The organism is Gracilimonas halophila, assembly GCF_042684365.1.
Lineage (GTDB): Bacteria > Bacteroidota > Rhodothermia > Balneolales > Balneolaceae > Gracilimonas > Gracilimonas halophila.
The window spans coordinates 817,823-838,984 of the sequence record NZ_JBHULI010000024.1; the positions used below are offsets into that span (position 1 = coordinate 817,823).

Sequence of the window (21,162 nt, forward strand, 5' to 3'; positions counted from 1 at the left end):
CAAAACACCCCATAAAAGAAAAGAATTAGCTTTCAGATAAGTACATAAAATCCGGGCTTTGAGGGATTGGTTGTGGCTTTCTCTTCTTTTATAAGATACTGAACAGCCTGCACGACTTTATTTTTACCTAATTCACTCAAATGACAAAGTTCTTCAACAGAATGCTGCTCTTGCTTTAGCAGTTCATAGATCATTTCGATCTCCTCAGAAGCTGGAACTGATGTCTTATCAGATTCTGATCTCAGGCAGTTGTCACAATGGCCACAGGGCTTGGCGGAAGTATCTCCGAAGTAATTTCTCAGGTAGACTTCTCTGCACGTTTCCGTTAGTACATATCCATGCATCTGTTCAAGTTTCCGAAATAAATTATTACGATGTGATTCTACTTCTTTCTTGGTGAATGGCAGCTTTCTTGACCTCGCTTCCAGTACCTTTACAAGGGTACGTTCCTTATGCATTTCAAAGACCAGAATCTGATCATTCTGCATGAGCACATTCAGTGCTTTAACTAAGGTGTTTCGTCTCAACCCTAATTTATCCAATACATAGTCTTCATCCAGCTGGATGATATTATGGAAAGCCATACTTCCAAACATCCGCTCCAGTTTATCGGTGAACTCAGCTTTTTCATCATTGTTACACTTTTCCCGAAAGGTCTTCAGTCCTGATGATCCTAAAGTAAATTGAATACCTACTGCAGGCTTTACTTCCTGCTGCATAGCTATGATCCCAAACTGATCCAGCAGCCTCATGGACGACATTGCCTTGCCATATGAGAGCTTTCCCCTCTTTTTGATCTGCTCAACATCAAAAGATCTCGACTCCTGCATTTCTGAGCCCACTGCAAGATGGAAACTATCACACAAGATCTGATAGGCATGATTGAGCTCATCAAGCGTTGGATAGCTTTGGTCTAGGCGTTCATCGGCTTTGATGTAATCTGATCCCCTATACAATAGAATTGGAAAACTCTCGTCACCATCCCGGCCTGCTCTCCCAGCTTCCTGATAATAAGCCTCAAGCGAGTACGGCATCTCTTCATGGATCACATATCGACAATCCGGTTTATCGATCCCCATTCCAAATGCGTTGGTTGCGGCAACTAAAGGTGTTTCCCCTGTGATCCATCGCTGCTGAATGGCTTTGCGTTTTTCCGGTTCCACCCCTGCGTGATAAGCTTCCGTCTTGATTCCCAGCCTTGAAAACCTTTCAGCTAAATGTTCACAATTCTTACGGGTTCCTCCATAGATCAAGCCATCCCCTTTTTCAGCTCCTTTTTTAACGGATTCTTCCAGTTTTTGCTTTTTCTTCTCTGATTTCACCACCCACCATTTGAGGTTAGGGCGGGAAAATCCCCGGGAAATCACATTAGGTTTCTCAAATCCAAGTGATTCTACAATGTCTTTTTGAACTTCCGGAGTTGCCGTTGCAGTCAAAGCGATCCATCGGGTCTCATCTGCGATACTTTCAAGGGAAGTTCTTATCTCTCGGTAAGAAGGCCGGAAATCATGTCCCCATTCACTTACACAGTGTGCCTCATCAATAGCTACCAGATCAATATTTAACTTGGGGAGTTCGGCTTCCCATAAGGTTGTCTTTAGGCGTTCCGGGGCACAATACAACAACTTATACATTCCATTACGTGCGTTCACCAGCCTCTGCTCCACTTCATAAGAGGGAATAGTACTGTTGATAAAGGTAGCAGATACTCCTTTGGCTTTCAGTGCCTGAACCTGATCCTGCATTAACGCAACAAGAGGTGATATTACCAGCGTCATCCCTTCAAAAACGGTAGCAGGGACTTGGTAACAAAGTGATTTCCCTCCCCCGGTAGGAAAAAGAACCAGCGTTTCATTTCCATCAAATACAGATTTTACCACTACATCCTGTCCGGGACGGAATGCGTCAAATCCCCAAAATTTCTTTAAATTAGATTCTGCTTTGTTGTAATAATCTTGCAATTTACAGCCGGTCGGTTAATGTTACTTTCATCTTAAAATACAAACCAATGCGAACAAATCTGATCTTCCTGCTCTTAATTATTCTAACATGGTTTTCGTGTGGCAATATTCTCAGTGATCCTGAAGATGGTACCGATTACCGATCGGAAATGCGATCTTTTGTCCAGGAAATATCAAGCTATGCGAAAGATCAGGATCCCAGTTTTGCAGTGATTCCTCAGAACGGACACCAGTTAGTAAGGAATGGAAACAATGTTTCCGCTTCATATCTAAATGCAGTCGATGGACTTGCTCAAGAGAGTTTATTCTTTGGATATCCGGAAGATAACCTCCCCACTACTGCCACAATAACCAATACCCTTATTTCACTATTAAACATCGGTAAGCAAAATGGGAAAACAATTTTAGTTACGGATTATGTCTCTACATCTTTTAAAGTAAATACTTCCTATTCTTAAAACCAGGCCCTTGGATACCTTTCATTTGCAGCTCCGGAGCGTGATCTTACGGTCATACCTTCAACTCCCCAGACTCTTCCAGGTGAAAACAATAACAACATCACTAATCTAAGCCAGGCAAAAAACTTTCTTTATTTACTTAACAAATCAGAGTTTTCCGGAAAGAATGATTTTATAACATCTGTTGAAAATACCAATTACGATGTACTTATCATTGATGCATTCTATAACGAAAACTTATATACAGAGCAGGATATGGCCCGACTTCGCCAAAAAAAGAATGGAGGCACACGTATGGTCATCAGTTACATGAGTATCGGTGAGGCGGAAGAATATCGTTATTATTGGCAGAATAGCTGGAGGGTTGGTAATCCGGATTGGCTGTTTTCAGAAAACCCCAACTGGCCTGGTAATTATAAAGTGAAATATTGGGATGAAAACTGGCAAGCGATCATCTACGGTGATGAAGATTCCTACCTGCAAAAGATCATTGATTCAGGCTTTGATGGAGTATATTTAGATATTATAGATGGATTTCAATATTTCGAGAACCGATAAAAAAGGTCATAAAAAAAGCCGAGATCCATTGATCTCGGCTTAGAATTGTCCTGCCTGGTAATATAATTTACCAGTCTTTGTCGTTTTTTGCTTTTTCAGCAGCAGCTAATGCCTCTTTGATACTTGGAGGAAGAATCACTGTATCGATCACGTGAACCACTCCGTTTGAAGCATCAATATCTGCCATTGCTACTTTAGCATTATCAACCATTACATTACCATAGCTGATATCAATAGTTATTTCGCTTCCTTGTACTGTTTCAGCCTGCATGCCATCTTCCAGGTCTCCTGACATCACTTCAGCTCCAACAACATGGTACGTAAGCACCGCTGTTAGCTGATCTTTGTTCTCAGGTTTCAATAGCATTTCAAGCACACCTTCAGGAAGTGCTTCAAAAGCAGCATTCGTAGGTGCAAACACGGTAAAAGGACCGTCACTCTGTAGCGTCTCTACCAACCCTGCTGCTTTAACGGCAGTAACGAGGGTCGAAAGTTCGTCGGTTGCAACAGCGAGTTCTACAATATCACTGTCTTGCGCTTGTACATTCGTGGACAGAAGCAGTGCAAAAATCATTGCAAAAACTCCTGTTATATTTCTAAGTGTTCTCATGATGAATAGATTTAATTAAGATTGAATAGTCAGCTTTAATAATGCTAAGTATTTAATTTTCATTCCATTTTGAAAATTAAATCTATTTCTCTCTCACCATCATAGCTACGCTTTTTGTTCCATTTCCTGTGACCTGTTCAGCTACTTGATTGAACCCCAGCATGTTATGAAAAGCAAAAGAATCCGGATTCGGGGGTTTAATGTTCACTTCACAGGTAATTATTTTTTTCTCGGAGGTCGAAAAAAGATGATCATAAAGCGCTGTTCCAAATTTTTGTCCCCTGAATTTTTCGGATATCACTATACGATCCACATAATCAAAATCTGAATAGTTATTACAAAAGAAAGCATAATTCAGGCTGTCATATTCCAGACCTTTCTGTAAGACGATCATAAACCCCGCTATTTCTTCTTTGCTTTCTATGATCAGAAAAGGATCGGCTTGTTTTAGAAATCGCCTCATATCTGAAAGCGTAACATCACTTACATGGGGTAAGGCCGCTGCGTTTAGCTCTAATACAGCCGGAAGGTCTTCTTTTGTAGCGAGTCTGATATTCATTTATGAAAACGATTGGGATTTGTTAACTGAAATTTCGAGCTTGTGGCAACCAATAAAAGTAAATAAGTATTACGAATTCATGGATTGTAAAAAATCAGATTTCCAGCTTGATCATTCCGTAACTTACTTCAATTGTGCATATATGTCACCCCAGTTAAAAGTGGTTGAAGAAGCAGGAAAAATGGGATTACAACGTAAAAGGAATCCCTTCAAGATTTCAACGGAAGAATTTTTTGGCGAGACCGATATGCTTCGTGAGGAATACGCCAAGCTCATCCATGCTTCAGACCCGAATCACATTATTGTGATTCCTTCGGTATCGTATGGAATGGCTAATGTTGCCAGGAACCTTCCGCTCTCAAAAGGTGATAACATTATCGTTGTGGGTGAACAATTTCCGAGTAATGTCTATCCCTGGAGAACAGCCGCTGATGAAGGAGGGGCAGAGATCATAACCGTCACTCCTCCCAAAGAATCCAAAGACCGGGGAAAGCTGTGGAATGAAAAGATCCTGAATGCCATCACTCCAAAGACGAAATTAGTAGCTCTGGGCAATATTCACTGGGCCGATGGCACCTTATTTGACTTAAAAAAAATCCGCAAACAAACCCGGAATGTTGGAGCATGGCTCGCTATCGACGGAACCCAATCTGTAGGCGCTCTCCCTTTCGATGTTTCGGAAATTCAACCCGATGCTTTAGTTTGCGCCGGTTACAAATGGCTGATGGGTCCATATAGCATCGGACTGGCTTACTACGGCCCGGCTTTGGATAACGGAAAACCGGTAGAAGAAAATTGGATCAACCGCTACGAAAGCGAAAACTTCGCCAACCTGGTAAATTACAATGATGATTACCAGCCGGGAGCCTTGCGATATGAAGTCGGCGAACACAGTAATTTCATTTTAGTACCGATGATGTTGGCTGCTGTCAAGCAATTAAATGCCTGGGGGCCGGAGAACATCCAAACCTATTGCAGAGATCTTATTTCCGACGGGATCAAAAAACTTAAAAAAGCAGGGTACAAGATCGAAGATGAGGATTACCGTTCCTCCCACCTATTTGGAATTCGTTTGGGTGATGGTCACAACATGGAAGAGATCAAAGCTAAATTTGAAAAGCAGAACATTCTTGTTTCATTCCGGGGAGATTCTATTCGCGTTTCTCCGAATGTATATAACACGGATGAAGAATTTGAGAGGTTTGTTAATGCTTTGGTAGATTAGCTAAAACAACCTACTTTGGATGAACCATTAATAATTTTTATTTCCTATGAAAACAATGACTTGTAAACAATTGGGTGGAGCCTGCGATAAGGAATTCAAAGCTGAAACCTTCGCCGAGATTGCTGAACAGAGCAGAAAACACGGTAAGGAAATGTTCAAGCAAGATGATGAAGCACATTTACAGGCCATGCAAGAAATGTCGGAGATGATGAACGACCCTGAAGCTATGAAGCAATGGATGGAGAAAAAACGTAAAGAATTTGAATCCCTTCCTGAAGAGACTAGTTGATATAAAAAAAGCCGACTCTTTAGAGTCGGCTTTTTAAATCTGATTATATCTTCAGTAACTAGTCACCGCTCACCACTGCTTTCATATAATCTCTTCTCATTTCAGCAATAGCTGAGATGGAGATTCCCACCGGACAAACGGCTTCACATTCTGCGAAGTTGGAGCAGTCACCAAAACCCTCTTCTTTCATTTGATCTACCATAGCAACCACGCGGTTAGAACGCTCCACTTCACCCTGAGGTAACTTATTCAGGTGAGCGATCTTAGCACCGGTGAATAACGAGGCAGAAGCATTTGGACAAGCTGCCACACAAGCACCGCAACCTATACAGGTAGCGTAATCAAAAGCAGCATCGGATTTCTCTTTTTGAACCAGAATTGAGTTTGCCTCAACAGCAGATCCTGTTTTGATAGAAACATATCCTCCGGCTTCAATAATGCGATCGAAGGCGCTTCGGTCAACCACCAGATCTTTAATAACAGGGAACGAAGCAGCTCTTGGCGGTTCAATAGTAATATGATCGCCATCGCTGTAGTTACGCATGTGTAACTGACAAGCTGCTACTCTTTCTTTAGGTCCGTGTGCCTGACCGTTAATTACCAGGTTACAAGAACCGCAAATTCCTTCCCGGCAATCATAATCGAATTCAACCGGTTCCTTATCTTGCAGCATCAGCTCTTCGTTGAGCACATCCAGCATTTCGAGGAACGACATATGCTCGTTCACATTGTCGAGCGTATATTCCTCAAAATAGCCTTTTGCATTCGGGCCGTCTTGCTTCCAGTATTTCAGATGAATGGTCATTTCTTTACTCATAATATTCCTTATTTGTAACTACGCTGTTTTAGCTCAACGAATTCAAATTCAAGATTTTCTTTGTGAAGGGTTTCTTCCAGTTTGCCATTAAGGCCTTTGTATTCCCAGGCAGCAACGTATGAGAAGTCTTCATCATTACGCAATGCTTCCCCTTCTTCGGTTTGATATTCTTCCCGGAGGTGGCAACCCGCTGATTCTTCTCTGTCCAGTGCATCCTGAGCCATTAGCTCTGCCAGCTCAAAGAAGTCAGCTACACGGCCTGCAAACTCCAGGTATTTGTTATAATTATTTTTGTCACCGGGTACTTTTACATTCTGCCAGAATTCTTCTCGTAATTCACGAATTTCCTCGATGGCAGATTTCAATCCTTCAGCGTTTCGGGCAATACCGATCTTATCCCAAACGATCTTACCCAGCGTTCTGTGGAAATCAACGATCGTACGATCACCATCAATGCTCAGAAGTTTATCGATCTGTGCCTGTGCCGATTCTTCCGCTTCTTTGAAAGCATCATGATCGGTCCCATAACGCTTACCGGGCTCTTGCTTGGCCAGGTAATCACCAATGGTGTAAGGGAGCACAAAGTATCCATCTGAAAGTCCCTGCATCAGTGCACTGGCACCGAGGCGGTTTGCACCGTGATCAGAGAAATTAGCTTCTCCGGCGGCATATAATCCCGGAATGGTTGTCTGAAGGTTGTAATCAACCCAAAGCCCGCCCATGGTATAGTGAACAGCAGGGTAAATTCTCATTGGCCGTTCGTAGGGATTCTCTCCGGCGATGTTCTCATACATCTCAAAGAGGTTTCCATATTTGGACTCGATGGTATCACGTCCATCCCGCTTGATGGCATCACGGAAATCAAGGTAAACGGCTAATCCGGTCTCCCCTACTCCCAATCCGTCGTCACAAACCATTTTGGCATTACGGGAGGCTACATCACGCGGTACCAGGTTTCCAAAACTTGGATAGCGTTCTTCCAAATAATAATAGCGTTCTTCCTCAGGAATATCATTTGGATGACGATCATCTCCTTTCTTACGCGGAACCCAAACCCGTCCGTCATTTCTCAGACTTTCGGACATCAAGGTCAGCTTAGACTGATAATCCCCTGAAACCGGAATACAAGTTGGGTGAACTTGGACATAACATGGATTGGCAAAAGCTGCTCCTCGTTTGTGTGCTCTCCAAGCCGCCGTAACATTTGAGTTTTTTGCGTTTGTGGAGAGATAAAAGACGTTTCCATATCCGCCGGTTGCCAGTACTACAGCATCGGCTTCATATCGGTTCAATTCACCGGATACAAGATCTCGGGTGATAATACCTCTTGCTTGCCCATCTATCACAACCACATCCAGCATCTCATGGCGCGGGTGGTATTTGATATTTCCATTGTGAACCTGACGCATCATAGCTTGGTAAGCTCCGAGCAATAACTGCTGTCCGGTTTGTCCACGGGCATAAAAAGTTCGTGATACCTGCGCACCTCCAAAAGAACGGTTCGCCAGGTTACCGCCATACTCACGTGCAAAAGGAACACCCTGAGCTACGGCCTGATCAATAATTTCATTGGATACCTGAGCAAGACGGTACACGTTGGATTCTCTTGATCGGTAGTCACCGCCTTTGATGGTATCATAGAAAAGCCGCCAGATGCTGTCCCCATCATTCGGGTAATTCTTGGCAGCGTTGATCCCACCCTGTGCAGCAATACTGTGTGCACGGCGTGCTGAATCCTGAATACAGAAGCTTCTCACATTGTATCCAAGCTCAGCAAAACTGGCAGCGGCAGCACCACCGGCCAATCCGGTTCCCACTACAATGATCTCGAATTTTCGCTTGTTGTTGGGAGCCACCAGCTTGATGTCTTTGATGTGCTTATCCCATTTCTGCTCTAACGGTCCGCCTGGTACTTTTGAATCTAATTTCATAATCCTAAATCTGTAGTCTTAAATCTTTAATCTCTTAGTATGCGATAAGTGAGCCTTGTCCGCCGGTTAAGAAAATGTACAGCGGGATGAAAATGAAGCCGAGCATAAGCACGATGGCAAAAATATATGCTCCGATCTGAACTTTCTTGGATGTTTCTCCATGCTTCATTCCCAATGATGTAAATGCGCTCCAGGCTCCATGGGCTAAGTGTAAAATAGCCAGTGATAGCACCGCGATATAACCAAAGGCAACCAATGGATTTGTAAATTCAGCTATCACCAAAGCCCTGAGGTCTCTCATTTCGGTCCCATCCACCATAGTCATATCAGTAGGACCAAATTTGAAGTGCCAGATATGCAGCACTAAAAACACGAGGATCACAAGTCCGGAAATGATCATACTTCGTGAAGCAAGTGATTGATGGCTTGGACCTCCCTTTGTCCTGTAAGTGTCATATCCTTCAGGCCGGGCTTTCTTTCTCTGCCTCCAGATCGAGATCCCTAAAATAGCGTGATATAAAAAGAAGAACGCTAACCCTGCTTCGATCACATAAAGCAATGGACCAAGGCTCTCCAGTGTATGTGTGTAAATATTAAAGGCATCGCTTTCTGCAAAAATGGTGAGATTACCGGCAAGGTGACCGATCAAAAAAAGCATGAGGCCAATTCCTGTAATACCGGTCATGATCTTTCGGCCGACCTGTGAATTCAGGGCTTTTATAAATGAAGGCATGTTTTACGTCTTAGATAATTTCAAATTTTGATAAATAAAACAGTAAATAACTTTCTTTGGTTTCAATTATTTCTGAAAACTTAGCAGAAAGCTTAACTGCGCAGAGAAAATCGCTTTTTCCTCTCTGAATAACAAGGCAGAATGGGTCTAAATATGATCGTAGATTTTGTGATTGACGTATTTTGGAGATTATTTTGATTAAGTAAATTTTAAAAAACCGTAGGGACACAAAATCTTGTGTCCCTACTACAATATGTTTTAAAATTATCACTGACCTACCAACGCTACCTTTACCCTCGCTCCACACGCTCTGCGTTGAAGCGGAATTGGGAATGACTTTAGGGAGGTTGTCTGTTACCTTTGGGTACATCTAACCCAGACTATTGAAAACTATTACCAAAACATACGAATCTTCTTTTAGGGAACGAGGCTCTAAATTTATGGGGTATTTGTTTCCGGCTGAATCAGAAGAGGAATTTCAGGAGCAACTTGATACACTAAAATCCAAATTCCCTGATGCAACGCATCATTGCTGGGCGTGGCGATTAAATCCGGGGCAACCCAAGGAATTTAGTTCCGATGACGGTGAACCTTCGGGCTCAGCAGGTCTTCCCATCCTGAATCAACTCAAGTCGTTTGAAGTGGTCAATGTCGGAATTGTAGTGGTCAGATATTATGGCGGTACAAAACTTGGAAAATCCGGATTAATTGAGGCTTATGGTTCAGCCGCTAAACACTGTTTGGAATCCGCCAGACTTATTTCTATTCAGCCTGTGCAATTATTTGAAATTCGATATCCCTATCCCGAGGAAAATACCATCAACAAACTCAAAAATGATTATGAGCTATCGGTTCAAGATTCTCAGTATCTGGAGAATATTAAGTTGAAAGTAGCATGTCCCAAAAAAAACAACCGTCTCTTTGAAAAGGAAATATCCGGATTGGAGCATTTAGAGATTACTTTTAAAAAACTGGGAGAATCATTTATTTAGTGCATGCAATAGTTGAAAATGCACCTTACCCATCAAACCCCTATTTTCAGAAAAAAGAATATTATGAAGATCTATACCAAAAAAGGCGATAGCGGCGAAACCTCACTTTTTGGCGGACAGCGTGTCTCCAAAAGTTCAAAACGTATCGATTCTTACGGAACCGTGGATGAACTCAATTCTATCTTGGGGATGGCAGTCTCATATGGTGTTTCCGAAAAAGGAGCTGGATTTCTTGAGACGATCCAGCAACAATTATTTGTACTTGGAGCCGATCTTGCTACCCCGGCCTCAAAAGATATTCGGATAGAGCGAATTGGTCACAGCGAAGTGGAGTTCCTTGAGAAAGCCATCGATGAGATGGAAGAAGAACTTGAACCTCTCAAAAACTTCATCTTGCCCGGCGGAGCTCATGCCGGGGCCACCCTACACTTTGCGAGAACCGTTTGCAGAAGAGCCGAACGTATCACTGTTGAATGTCGGCATAAAGAGGAAATTTCCGAAGTGGCCATCATGTACATTAACCGCCTTTCTGACTTCTTGTTCGTCCTCGCACGATATGAAAATAAACAGGCCGGCACCAGAGAAACCGGCTGGATCCCTGAACGATCGAAATAATTTAACCAGACAAATTTCAAACAACAGACTATTCACATGGCATTAATGATCTCCGTCTCCGGTATCCGGGGCATTTTCGGTACCGATCTCACCCCTCAAAATCTCGCTAAATTCACTGCCGCTTATGGCACTTGGCTCAACGGAGGGACTGTAGTAGTGGGCCGGGATTCCCGGGTGACCGGTAAGATCTGTGAAGATATTGTTGCCGCAACACTTGCGAGTGTTGGGTGTGATGTCATCAAAGTTGGAATTGTACCGACGCCAACCGTAGCTATGGGTGTACTGAAGCACAAAGCTGCCGGTGGAATTATCATCTCTGCAAGCCACAATCCGGCTGAATGGAATGCACTGAAATTATTGAATGAGAAAAGTGAATTCCTGGACGCTGATCAGGGAAGTAAGGTGATCGAAATTGCAGAATCCGGAGATCTCGGCTACCAGTCATATGATAAAATTGGAGAAATTCGAGAGGATCATGACTTATTGGATGATCACATAGATGAAGTACTGGATCTGCCGTACATCAATGCCGATGAAATTGCAGCTAAGAATTTCTCCGTAGCTGTTGATGCCGTAAACGGTGCAGGCTCGGAAGCCATCCCTCGTTTACTTGATAAGCTTGGAGTAAAAACAGTGCACAAAATTCATTGCACACCAAATGGACTTTTTCCACACAATCCCGAACCACTACCTGAACATCTTACCGATATCTGTGAATTAGTAAAAGAGAAAAAAGTAGATCTGGGCGTGGTAACAGATCCTGATGGCGACCGCCTGGCTTTAGTTGATGATACCGGCAAGTTGTTTGGAGAAGAATACACACAGGCTGCTGCTTTTGACTTCATCCTCTCTAAGAATCCCGGAGCTTGTGCCACTAACCTCTCCTCTTCACGCGTTTGTGACGACGTGGCTCGTAAATACGATCAAACCTGCTACCGCTCAGCTGTGGGCGAGATCAACGTGGTTAAGGTGATGCAAGAACAAAATGCAGTGATTGGTGGTGAAGGAAACGGTGGGGTGATCTGTCCGGACCTTCATTATGGTCGTGATGCCTTGGCAGGAATTGCCATAATGCTTCAGCTTCTCGCCGAAAAAGGAATGAGCGCATCGGAATATCGTTCAACACTTCCTGATTACTACATGAGCAAGAATAAGATTCAGCTTGATGAATTGTGTAAAGATGCAGATGAAGTTCTTGAGATGGTAAAAGGTCATTTTTCCAGCCTTGAACCTAATACTGTAGACGGTGTTAAGATCGATTTTGCTGAAGGCTGGGTTCACCTCCGAAAATCGAATACCGAGCCCATCATTCGTATTTACTCAGAAGGCCCTTCACCGGAAGCTGCAAAAGCTTTTGCAGGAAAGATCTTTGATCTATTGAAATGATCTTTGCTCAATCAGTGAGAACGGAAAAAGTGCAGGAAGCGTTAGTACCAACCACCGAAACATTATAATTTATCTATGGATATGCTGACCTGGAAAGACCTTAAGAACTTTGCAAAGAATGGAAACCCCAAACCTCCGCAAAGAGTTGAAAAATCAGATGAAGAGTGGAAGAAAAAACTTTCTGATGAAGAATATGCCATAACCCGTTTAAAGGGCACAGAACGTCCTGGATCCAGTGATATGTGTCATCGTTTTGAACCCGGATTATACGCCTGCGTTTGCTGTGGAACTGAATTATTTGATGGGAATGAAAAATTTGAAAGCGGTTCAGGCTGGCCTTCTTTTACACAACCGGTTAAAGAGAATGCTGTTAAATATGAGATGGATACTTCTCACGGGATGATCCGTATCGAAGCATTATGCAATGTTTGTGATGCGCATCTGGGTCACGTTTTTCCTGACGGCCCGGAACCGAGCGGACTTCGATACTGTATGAACGCCGTCAGTTTACAAAAGACCGAAGATGCGTAACAATTAGCACCTTCAATTTCTTATCCCACCTATACTTTCGTATTTTCTCGCTCAATTTTCATCTTGAAGATCTCACATGATTATATCAATGACCGGTTTCGGTCGCGGTGAAGCTACAGAAAATGGCATAACTGCTACCGTAGAAATCAAATCCCTGAACAGTCGCTATCTCGATGTAAGCACCCGGCTACCGCAGCGACTTCAGGATAAAGAGCTGGAAGTAAAGGAATTGGTTCAAAAAACCGTTAACCGCGGAAAACTTAACATCACCGTATATGTTTCTGAGGTAGATTCCGCCGGTCCTTCCATTTCTGTTGATAAGGCCAAAGTTAAAGGCTATACAAGGATCCTTGAAGAATTACGTACAACTGCAGGCATTAAAGATCCGATCTCGATAAGAGATCTTACCCAATTCAATGATGTCTTCATCAATAAAGAAGAAGACGAAGAGATCATAGAGCAAAAGTGGGAAGTTGCATTAAAAGCGCTTGAGGATGCCATTTCTTCCCTACTGAAAATGCGTACCCAAGAAGGGAATCAGCTTAAGAATGACTTAGTTGATCGTATCAGGTTTATTGAATCAAACCTTGAGATCATCACTGAACAAACTAACGGCCGTGCTGAAGAAGCCCGTGATAAGTTACTGGAAAGAATCCAGAACTTGATCGATGAGGATAAGATCGATCCCGAGCGACTGGAAATGGAAGTGGCTGTATTAGTGGATAAAATGGATGTCACCGAAGAAATAGTTCGGTTGAAATCACACCTGAAATTCTTTATCGAAGCGGTGGAACAACCCGAACCGGCCGGCAGAAGACTGAATTTCCTTACGCAAGAGATCAACCGCGAATTGAACACCATCGGCTCCAAAGCCAATAATTCTGAGATTGCCCAGTACGTGGTCAAATGTAAAGAAGCCTTGGAGCAGATCCGTGAACAAGTACAAAACGTCGAGTAATTAAACTCAAAATGAAAAAGAAGAAATTAAAGATTGGTTACTCAAATTTTTCATTTTTAATCTTGAATTTTTAATTCCAGAATGGGAAAAAAAGGCAAAGTAATTATCTTAGTGGCACCCAGCGGAGGCGGAAAAACAACCTTGGCGCGCAGGCTTTTTAAGGATTTTGAGAATTTAAAGTTCTCCGTTTCAGCTACTACCCGTCCGCCAAGGGAAGGTGAAAAAGACGGAAAGCACTACCACTTCCTCGCTAAAGCTGATTTTGACGAGAAAATTGAACAGAAAGCATTTCTCGAATGGGAAGAATTCTATGGTGGAATGAAATACGGCACACTCCGTTCTGAAGTTGATAAAAAACTAAATTCAGGGTATTTTGTTCTGCTTGATATCGAAGTGAAAGGTGCCGTTAACATAAAACAGATTTATGGAGATGAATGCCTTAGCTTATTTATCCAGCCACCTTCTATCGAGATGTTGAAGCAGCGCTTAATCGCTCGCGGAACGGAAGACGAACAAACACTTTCACTGCGACTTGAACGTGCTAAAGAAGAACTTACTTACGCTGATCAATTTGATCAGGTTATTATAAATGATGATCTGGAAACGGCATATGCAGAAGTTAAAGATGCCGTATCCGAATTCATGAATCAAAACTGAGACCATCCATGGCAGTCCAAACATTAGACATTGAGAAACTTAAATTCAAAACTGGTAACAAGTACGAATTGCTTGTGATCCTTGCCAAGCGTGCACGACAAATTGCCGCACAGGAGAAATTAGAACTGGATGAAAAACTGCAGTACTTCGAAGGATTTGAAGAAGAAGATGAGTTTTCATTCAACGAAGAGCAGGAAAATATCTCCAAAGCCTTTGAAAAACTTCCACATGCTACCCAACGTTCTATCGTAGAAATGCAGGAAGACCAGATCTATTACCGTCATCCTGACAAAGAAGATTAATTATGCTCTCCGGTAAACGCATTATTTTAGGTGTTACCGGGGGTATTGCGGCTTATAAAGCTGCTTTCTTACTAAGAGAATTTCAAAAAGCGGGAGCTGAAGTTCGCGTCACCATGACGCCCTCAGCCACCCGCTTTGTTGGTTTAGAGACTTTTGCTTCCCTTTCCGGGCACGAAGTCGCTGTAGAAATCTTTCCTGATGATCCTGGCTCTAGTGACTGGACCCGCCATATCAACTGGGGCGAGTGGGCTGACCTCTTTGTAATCGCCCCCTGTACTGCAAATACGCTTGCCAAGATCACGAACGGGATATCTGATAATATGCTCACCAGCACCGTTCTTGCTGCCCGCTGCCCGGTATTACTCTGCCCCACTATGGATGGTGAGATGTATGAGTCTCCCGGGGTATCCAAAAATATCAAGACAGCACAAGAGTTTGGCTATCACGTTCTTGAGCCCGAAGCCGGCTACCTTGCCAGCGGACTTGTAGGAAAAGGGCGGCTTCCCGAGACCGAGGATATCATAGAGAAAGCCTCTGAGATTATTGGGTCTATAAAGGGGCCCCTGGAGGGAAAGAAAGTAATAGTCACTGCAGGACCAACACGCGAACATATCGACCCGGTTCGGTTTATATCCAATCCCAGTTCCGGGAAAATGGGCGTGGCCATGGCCAAAGCTGCCCAAAGTCTGGGTGCAGACGTTACGCTCATTCACGGACCTATTTCTGTTTCAAAACCGGAAGGAATTCACTCCATTAACATTACCACTACGGCTGACCTTTTTGAAGCGGTCAAAGAATATAGAGATGCTGATGTAATCATTATGGCGGCTGCGGTATCCGATTTCACCCCAACTGAAATTCACCAACAAAAAGTAAAAAAGGCAGAAGGTGAGAATTCCATTGGGCTGAAAAGAACCCAGGATATATTGGCATGGCTCGGAGAACATAAAAAAGAGGGACAAGTGCTGATCGGCTTTGCCATGGAAACAGAGAATCTTATCGAGAACGCCACCTCCAAGCTCAAAAAGAAGAATGCTGACTGGATCATCGCAAACTCACTGAACGATAAAGATGCCGGCTTTGAAGCAGATACAAACACAGTTCACCTGTTAGGAATAGATTCTGATCAAGAATTTCAGGGTCCGAAGAAAGACATTGCCATCGAGATCCTGAATACGATCTTTAGATAGGTTTTTTTGAAAGTTGAGAATTGATAGGGTGATTATGCTTAAATCAGGCAATATCAACCTATCACTTTATCAACTCTCAACGCTCAACTCTCAATCAACCATCCACTTATATACCCGGTACGTCTTAGCTATCTTGCAACCCAACGCCTCCAGGCTGCGGCGCATGATCCAGTTCTTTTCACTTACAAAACCACCTTCCAGCATTTTCAGGTTTGGATAGTGTTTCTTCGTCCATCGAAAGCCTTCAATAAAAACCAATGCTTCCAATCCCCTACCCCGGAATCTCGGATCGGTACCGAAAGCAAGCGGACGGAATTTATGAGCTCTGCTTTTAAAGCCGATCACCTTTGTCATTTGCCACCACTTTAATTTTCCATTGGTTTGTGCTGATATTTCATGCAGGTCCGGAACACTTACTAAAAATGAGGCTGGCTCCCTATCCACAAACGCGATGGGTGAAGTTTCCGGCATCAGTACCGGCTTGAGTTTTTTGATCATTTGCCGGATCGTTTCCTGACTAATTCCAATGAATTCTTCTTCCCTTTCCTGTATCACCTGGTTGCTGAATGCACGGTTGTAGATCTTCCGAATAAGCTCTCCATCCCTTTCCAGGTTTTTTTTATCAATGGGGCGGATCTCGATCGAATCCTTAGACTTTAACCGCTCCGTAATTTTAACCAGTCGCTCAGGCATCGGCTGACTCAGATCCAGCTGATACATATACAGGTCATCGAATTTTTCCGGGGAAGTGGATTCGATCAGCCTCTCATAATACTCATGGTGATAAAGCATTCCATACACGTTATGATCATGAAATCCATTGATGAGAACTCCCCAAAAAGTATCATTTTCACCAAAATTAATTGGCCCCCTGAAACCGGTGTATCCTCTCTCCTTATGCCATTCTTTAGCGAAACCGATCATATGTTCTGCGATCCCGATACGGTTCTCCATCTCAATAAATCCGATTCCGCCTAATTTTGGATCATATCGCTCATCTTTTTCAGGATCGGTAAACAGAGCAAACCTACCCACCGCATGATCTTTGTAGTAGACCAAAAAACGTTCACACTCACCGCCTTTTTCAAATCGCTCATTCTTCTTACGATTAAAAATATTTTCAACTTCAAACCTAAACGGTGGTCGATACCATTCACTATTCTGATACAGACGCTCAGGCAGTTTATGAAACGCCTCTATCTGTTTTTGAGATTCAATTTTTTGGATCTGAAAAGACATGTTCTTTTACTACAGAAGTTTATAGATTCAGGTTGAAGGTAAATCTCTGAAATTAAGAACCCAAGCCCGGTTTAACGTGGATAAAAAAAATGGGAAAATTGTAGTTACAACTTTGCTGGCACTTTCATGTGTAATCAGCAGTGTAATACTTGCAGCTTCTCCTTCCCACAAAAGTTTTAACCTTGATACTGCCGCTCAGCTTGACTCCCTGCTCAATGTCCATATTCATAATTCACTGATCACTCCGCAACAGGTCAGAGTATCTTCTATACAAGTTGATACCTCCCTAACGCGTAAGGAATATAGACTTCGGGTGCCTTCACGATTTTCAAAAACGATGTTTCATATTGGTTTGCACGATGACCTGAACCGTTTTGATATTGAAACGCCGGCTAAAATTCTATTTCCATCCCGGGATATGCACATTTATGTATACTATAAAGGTACCGTACTTCGAACGATCCGTTTAACCACAGATACCGATCTCGATACCCTAAAGATCAATAGTATAGAAACACAATTAGATCAATAATGCCGGACCGATCTGCCATACTGAAACGATTTGAGCTGAAAGAATATCCGCAACCCGAATTGTTAAAGCTCAAATATCCCATATTTCTCTGCCATGGATATGGTGCTATTGGTTCCGTGATTAAATCCGGGCCCCTTCATGATCCATGCATGAAAATTCGGGAACACGGGGTGGTATCCATTGCACCCAATATAGTTCCTTATGCCAGAATTGAAACAAGAGCAGAAAATTGGGTGAAGCTGATACATGCCTTTTGTGAGGATCACGGCTATGAAAAAGTAAATGTTGTTACGCACAGTATGGGTGGACTCGATATGCGATGTGCTCTTTCAAAAATGGATGTGGCTGATCGGGTTGAAAGCCTTACCACCATCGCTACACCTCATCATGGCTCAAGTCTTGCGGACCTCGTCTTGAAAGCTCCGGAGTTACTGACCGAAAAACTAAGCCTCGTTTTTGATTGGTTTGGTGATAATGTATTCCCAAAAACAAAAAGCGATGCCCTGGGTTCGCTGGAGCAGTTAACGTGTTCTTATGTAACAAAGGTTTTCAACCCTGAGCATCCTGATGTAGAGAACGTTACCTATTATTCGTACAGTGCAGCCGTTGGCAAAGGCACCAAATATTCCATCAATCCGGTACTTAAATTTCAGAATATTCAGATCTTTGAAAAGGAAGGGGATAATGACGCTTTTGTATCCACAGAAAGTGCGAAGTGGGGCACTCATCTCGAAACTGTACCACTATCTCATTTAGCCCAGATGCATCTTCAGATGAATAAGGAGAGCAAAAAGATCTACGATCAGTTCTGGATCAATGTGATCAAACGATTAGCTGAAAACGGGCATTGATCACTCATTCAAACTCTTATCATCCACATTTTCGAGCAGATTGTAAGCTGTAAGATCATATTGAATGGGTGTTACTGAAGCTTTCCCATCATTCAGTACATGAATATCCGAGTCCTTGCCTTCATCCAGTAACTCAAATTTACCGGTGAGCCAATAGTAGGCGCGATTAAATGGATCGGTGCGACTTTCGTACTCTTCCACATACCGGCTGTCGGCTTGTCGGGTCCATTTGATACCGGTGAATTCCCCTGCCGGAGCATTCACGTTCAGCGTAATTCCCCGGGGCAAGCCATTTTTAAGTACAAAACTGATCACGCGCCGGGCTGCCTCCTGACATCCCCTCAGATTGGCATCTTCACTAAACTCAGTACAACTCACAGCTATGGATGGATAGCCCAGTATAGTGCCTTCTGTAGCCGCACTTACCGTTCCTGAATACATGATGTTGATTCCGGCATTGCTTCCATGATTGATCCCACTCACCACAAGATCTGGTTTTCGATCCAAAAGCTGACCATGAGCCAATTTCACGCAATCGGCCGGAGTTCCGTTTACGGCTTCTCCCTGGAATTTATCAGCAACAGTAAACTTACTGGCGCGTAACGGAACCTGAATAGTGATGGAATGTCCGACCGCACTTTGTTCTTTATCGGGTGCCACAATGTACACGTCTCCGAATTCGGAGGCTACTTCTGCGAGTGCTTTTATACCTGGTGAGAAAATACCGTCGTCGTTACTTACTAAAATGAAAGGTCTTTTTGATTCACTCATTCGCCGTACTGCTCGTCTTTATTTGGAAAATCTTTGTTCTTAACGTCTTTGATATAACTCTGAACCGCATCGGTCATAACTGAATTCAGATCTGCATAACGACGTAAAAATCGAGGGTTGAATTCTTTATTAAGTCCCAGCATATCATGAAGCACCAACACCTGGCCGTCACAAGAAGGTCCGGCACCTATCCCAATAGTTGGAATAGATAATTCTGCCGTAACTTTTTCAGCAAGATGGGCGGGAATCTTTTCAAGCACTAAAGAAAAACATCCGGCTTCTTCAAGCAATTTTGCATCACGTATCAACTCATCTGCCTCATCATCTTCAGTAGCACGGACTTTATAGGTACCGAATTTATAAATGCTTTGCGGGGTGAGTCCCAGATGCCCCATAACAGGAATTCCGGCATCCACAATACGCTTTACGGTATCTACAATATATTTACCACCCTCCATTTTTACGGCGTGAGCTCCGGCCTCCTTCATCATACGTCCTGAACTTATCAGTGCCTCTTTAGTGGTTACCTGATAACTCATAAATGGAAGATCAGCGATCACTAAGGCACGGTCCACACCGCGAACTACGCATGATGTGTGGTAGATCATGTGTTCGAGCGTCATTGGAACAGTCGTCTCGTGCCCTGCCATAACGTTACTGGCAGAATCACCTACCAGAATGATCTCGATACCGGCCTGATCAATAATTTGTGCCATAGTGAAATCATACGCCGTAAGCATGGAGATCTTCTCTCCTTTCGACTTCATATCCACTACGGTTTGAGTGGTTATTTTTGCCGGTTTAGCCGAAGACTTTTGGGTACTCATACCTTCTCCCTTGGTACCAGCGCAGCAGAAGCTTCCAGTTCACAGGCCACTTTACCGTCAACGGTTGCTTTACCCATCATGGTAACAAAATTTCTTTTTTTACTACCCAGTTCAACTTCCAGCATCAGCTGATCTCCAGGCACCACTTGTTTCCTGAATTTACACTTATTGATGCCTGTAAATACCATCAGGGTTTCCTGTGGATCATCCGCTTGTTGTGTCATCAACATAATGGCACCGGCCTGAGCTAATGCCTCCACCTGAAGCACTCCCGGCATGATCGGCTGTCCCGGAAAATGTCCGTTGAAGAATTCTTCATTTGCGGACACATTTTTATATGCTTTGATACTCGTTTCATCCAATTCCAGTACGCGATCCACCAATAAAAAAGGATACCGATGAGGAAGTACTTTTTTAATTTCTTCTATGTTCATTGAACTATTGTGTTGTTTGTTAGAGTGATGAATATACCATTATTGAACCACTCCTACATAAACGTAGGCAATTCCGCCCGTTAGCTTTACAGCGCGACGGCTTTCAAAGGCTCCGGATTCATCCATTAGGTCTAAAAATTTATCTCCTGCCGGAAATTTTGCACTTGTTCGGGGAAGATATGTATAAGCTTCCCGATTACCGCTTAACCATCCACCAATGGCAGGCATAATGTGTTGGCTATATAATTCGTAGGGAAATTTCATTAGGCCTTTAGGCTGGCCAAATTCAAGCACCACTACCCTGCCCCCCGGCTTTACCACACGAGCCATATCTTTTAGCGCCACAACGGGATCATCCACATTCCGGATTCCAAAAGCTATACTGGCGATGTCGAATTTATCATCTTCATAGGGAAGATTCATAGCGTCCGCCACTTCAAAATCGATCTTGAGCCCTTCTTCTTCAGCTTTGGCAGGAGCCGGTTCTATCATGGGGGCACAGAAATCAGTACCCATCACATATCCCGGATCACCCACTGTTTTCTTGAATTCGATAGCAAGATCGCCGGTTCCGGTGGCACAATCCAATACATGATCCCCTTCATGGGCTCCGCTTTCCAATACGGCTTTTTTTCTCCAAGCATGGTGTACGCCAAACGATAAAACACTGTTTATCCGATCATAATCATCGGCGATATCGGCAAACATGGTTCTTACTTTTTCACTCATAGAATTT

Annotated in this window: 25 protein-coding genes; 14 read left to right on the top strand and 11 right to left on the bottom strand. The window is 43.2% G+C overall.

Annotated elements, in window-relative coordinates; all coding sequences use genetic code 11:
* Window positions 1-32 precede the first annotated feature (32 nt).
* Entirely contained in the window at window positions 33-1,961 is a 1,929-nt protein-coding gene (locus tag ACFSVN_RS10030; RefSeq protein ID WP_390301876.1) for a RecQ family ATP-dependent DNA helicase, read from the bottom strand.
* Between the two features lie 47 nt (window positions 1,962-2,008).
* Here ACFSVN_RS10030 and ACFSVN_RS10035 point away from each other — a divergent pair, with 47 nt between their 5' ends.
* Entirely contained in the window at window positions 2,009-2,419 is a 411-nt protein-coding gene (locus ACFSVN_RS10035; protein ID WP_390301879.1) for a hypothetical protein, read from the top strand.
* A gap of 174 nt (window positions 2,420-2,593) precedes the next feature.
* Window positions 2,594-2,977 (top strand): endo alpha-1,4 polygalactosaminidase, encoded by a 384-nt coding sequence (locus ACFSVN_RS10040; RefSeq protein ID WP_390302339.1) that lies wholly within the window; start codon window positions 2,594-2,596, stop codon window positions 2,975-2,977.
* 67 nt (window positions 2,978-3,044) lie between these two features.
* Here ACFSVN_RS10040 and ACFSVN_RS10045 read toward each other — a convergent pair whose 3' ends face one another.
* Both ACFSVN_RS10045 and ACFSVN_RS10050 read right to left on the bottom strand, forming a co-directional pair.
* On the bottom strand, window positions 3,045-3,587 hold the full coding sequence (locus tag ACFSVN_RS10045) for a fasciclin domain-containing protein (protein WP_390301882.1): 543 nt from the start codon (window positions 3,585-3,587) through the stop codon (window positions 3,045-3,047).
* An 82-nt stretch (window positions 3,588-3,669) separates the two neighbouring features.
* Window positions 3,670-4,146, bottom strand: a complete 477-nt coding sequence (locus ACFSVN_RS10050; RefSeq protein WP_390301885.1) for a GNAT family N-acetyltransferase — start codon at window positions 4,144-4,146, stop codon at window positions 3,670-3,672.
* A 79-nt stretch (window positions 4,147-4,225) separates the two neighbouring features.
* On the opposite strand from ACFSVN_RS10050, the gene ACFSVN_RS10055 reads away from it, so the two are divergent.
* Together ACFSVN_RS10055 and ACFSVN_RS10060 are read left to right on the top strand one after the other, a co-directional pair.
* Window positions 4,226-5,371, top strand: coding sequence for an aminotransferase class V-fold PLP-dependent enzyme (locus tag ACFSVN_RS10055; protein ID WP_390301888.1), 1,146 nt, complete (start codon window positions 4,226-4,228; stop codon window positions 5,369-5,371).
* A 55-nt stretch (window positions 5,372-5,426) separates the two neighbouring features.
* Window positions 5,427-5,660, top strand: coding sequence for a DUF1059 domain-containing protein (locus tag ACFSVN_RS10060; protein WP_390301891.1), 234 nt, complete (start codon window positions 5,427-5,429; stop codon window positions 5,658-5,660).
* 58 nt (window positions 5,661-5,718) lie between these two features.
* On the opposite strand, the gene ACFSVN_RS10065 is transcribed toward ACFSVN_RS10060, so the two are convergent.
* The 3 genes from ACFSVN_RS10065 to ACFSVN_RS10075 are packed head-to-tail and all read right to left on the bottom strand — an operon-like array spanning window position 5,719 to window position 9,141.
* Window positions 5,719-6,477 (bottom strand): succinate dehydrogenase/fumarate reductase iron-sulfur subunit, encoded by a 759-nt coding sequence (locus tag ACFSVN_RS10065; protein WP_390301894.1) that lies wholly within the window; start codon window positions 6,475-6,477, stop codon window positions 5,719-5,721.
* Between the two features lie 8 nt (window positions 6,478-6,485).
* Entirely contained in the window at window positions 6,486-8,408 is a 1,923-nt protein-coding gene (locus ACFSVN_RS10070; RefSeq protein ID WP_390301897.1) for a fumarate reductase/succinate dehydrogenase flavoprotein subunit, read from the bottom strand.
* A 34-nt stretch (window positions 8,409-8,442) separates the two neighbouring features.
* A complete protein-coding gene (locus ACFSVN_RS10075) occupies window positions 8,443-9,141 on the bottom strand; it encodes a succinate dehydrogenase cytochrome b subunit (protein ID WP_390301900.1) in 699 nt (232 codons plus the stop codon).
* Between the two features lie 383 nt (window positions 9,142-9,524).
* Here ACFSVN_RS10075 and ACFSVN_RS10080 point away from each other — a divergent pair, with 383 nt between their 5' ends.
* From ACFSVN_RS10080 to coaBC, 8 genes are all read left to right on the top strand, one after another.
* Window positions 9,525-10,133 carry an IMPACT family protein gene (locus ACFSVN_RS10080; protein WP_390301903.1) on the top strand — a complete coding sequence of 203 codons (609 nt, stop codon included), beginning with the start codon at window positions 9,525-9,527 and terminating at the stop codon, window positions 10,131-10,133.
* Between the two features lie 63 nt (window positions 10,134-10,196).
* Window positions 10,197-10,748, top strand: coding sequence for a cob(I)yrinic acid a,c-diamide adenosyltransferase (locus ACFSVN_RS10085; protein ID WP_390301906.1), 552 nt, complete (start codon window positions 10,197-10,199; stop codon window positions 10,746-10,748).
* Between the two features lie 36 nt (window positions 10,749-10,784).
* The gene (gene glmM, locus ACFSVN_RS10090) at window positions 10,785-12,134 is read left to right on the top strand and encodes a phosphoglucosamine mutase (protein WP_390301909.1); all 1,350 of its coding nucleotides are present in this window, start codon (window positions 10,785-10,787) and stop codon (window positions 12,132-12,134) included.
* Between the two features lie 81 nt (window positions 12,135-12,215).
* A complete protein-coding gene (gene msrB / locus ACFSVN_RS10095; protein ID WP_390301912.1) occupies window positions 12,216-12,665 on the top strand; it encodes a peptide-methionine (R)-S-oxide reductase MsrB in 450 nt (149 codons plus the stop codon).
* Between the two features lie 76 nt (window positions 12,666-12,741).
* The gene (locus ACFSVN_RS10100; RefSeq protein WP_390301915.1) at window positions 12,742-13,623 is read left to right on the top strand and encodes a YicC/YloC family endoribonuclease; all 882 of its coding nucleotides are present in this window, start codon (window positions 12,742-12,744) and stop codon (window positions 13,621-13,623) included.
* An 81-nt stretch (window positions 13,624-13,704) separates the two neighbouring features.
* On the top strand, window positions 13,705-14,280 hold the full coding sequence (gene gmk, locus ACFSVN_RS10105) for a guanylate kinase (protein ID WP_390301918.1): 576 nt from the start codon (window positions 13,705-13,707) through the stop codon (window positions 14,278-14,280).
* A gap of 8 nt (window positions 14,281-14,288) precedes the next feature.
* Window positions 14,289-14,582: a DNA-directed RNA polymerase subunit omega gene (locus ACFSVN_RS10110; protein WP_390301921.1), complete on the top strand. Its 294-nt coding sequence runs from the start codon at window positions 14,289-14,291 to the stop codon at window positions 14,580-14,582.
* A 2-nt stretch (window positions 14,583-14,584) separates the two neighbouring features.
* Window positions 14,585-15,772 (top strand): bifunctional phosphopantothenoylcysteine decarboxylase/phosphopantothenate--cysteine ligase CoaBC, encoded by a 1,188-nt coding sequence (gene coaBC, locus ACFSVN_RS10115; RefSeq protein ID WP_390301924.1) that lies wholly within the window; start codon window positions 14,585-14,587, stop codon window positions 15,770-15,772.
* 90 nt (window positions 15,773-15,862) lie between these two features.
* Here the strand turns inward: coaBC and ACFSVN_RS10120 are convergent, their stop codons facing one another.
* Entirely contained in the window at window positions 15,863-17,011 is a 1,149-nt protein-coding gene (locus ACFSVN_RS10120; RefSeq protein ID WP_390301927.1) for a hypothetical protein, read from the bottom strand.
* 76 nt (window positions 17,012-17,087) lie between these two features.
* Here ACFSVN_RS10120 and ACFSVN_RS10125 point away from each other — a divergent pair, with 76 nt between their 5' ends.
* Window positions 17,088-17,543, top strand: a complete 456-nt coding sequence (locus ACFSVN_RS10125; RefSeq protein ID WP_390301930.1) for a hypothetical protein — start codon at window positions 17,088-17,090, stop codon at window positions 17,541-17,543.
* Entirely contained in the window at window positions 17,543-18,394 is an 852-nt protein-coding gene (locus ACFSVN_RS10130) for an esterase/lipase family protein (RefSeq protein ID WP_390301933.1), read from the top strand. Before ACFSVN_RS10125 ends, ACFSVN_RS10130 begins: the two co-directional genes overlap by 1 nt.
* On the opposite strand, the gene surE is transcribed toward ACFSVN_RS10130, so the two are convergent.
* The 4 genes from surE to ubiE are packed head-to-tail and all read right to left on the bottom strand — an operon-like array spanning window position 18,395 to window position 21,155.
* On the bottom strand, window positions 18,395-19,165 hold the full coding sequence (gene surE / locus ACFSVN_RS10135) for a 5'/3'-nucleotidase SurE (protein ID WP_390301936.1): 771 nt from the start codon (window positions 19,163-19,165) through the stop codon (window positions 18,395-18,397).
* Complete coding sequence (panB, locus tag ACFSVN_RS10140) at window positions 19,162-19,992, bottom strand: 3-methyl-2-oxobutanoate hydroxymethyltransferase (RefSeq protein WP_390301939.1); 831 nt, start codon at window positions 19,990-19,992, stop codon at window positions 19,162-19,164. The genes surE and panB overlap by 4 nt, the downstream gene beginning before the upstream one ends.
* Window positions 19,989-20,426, bottom strand: a complete 438-nt coding sequence (gene fabZ / locus ACFSVN_RS10145; RefSeq protein WP_390301942.1) for a 3-hydroxyacyl-ACP dehydratase FabZ — start codon at window positions 20,424-20,426, stop codon at window positions 19,989-19,991. The genes panB and fabZ overlap by 4 nt, the downstream gene beginning before the upstream one ends.
* 39 nt (window positions 20,427-20,465) lie before the next feature.
* On the bottom strand, window positions 20,466-21,155 hold the full coding sequence (gene ubiE, locus ACFSVN_RS10150; RefSeq protein ID WP_390301945.1) for a bifunctional demethylmenaquinone methyltransferase/2-methoxy-6-polyprenyl-1,4-benzoquinol methylase UbiE: 690 nt from the start codon (window positions 21,153-21,155) through the stop codon (window positions 20,466-20,468).
* Window positions 21,156-21,162: the final 7 nt, after the last annotated feature.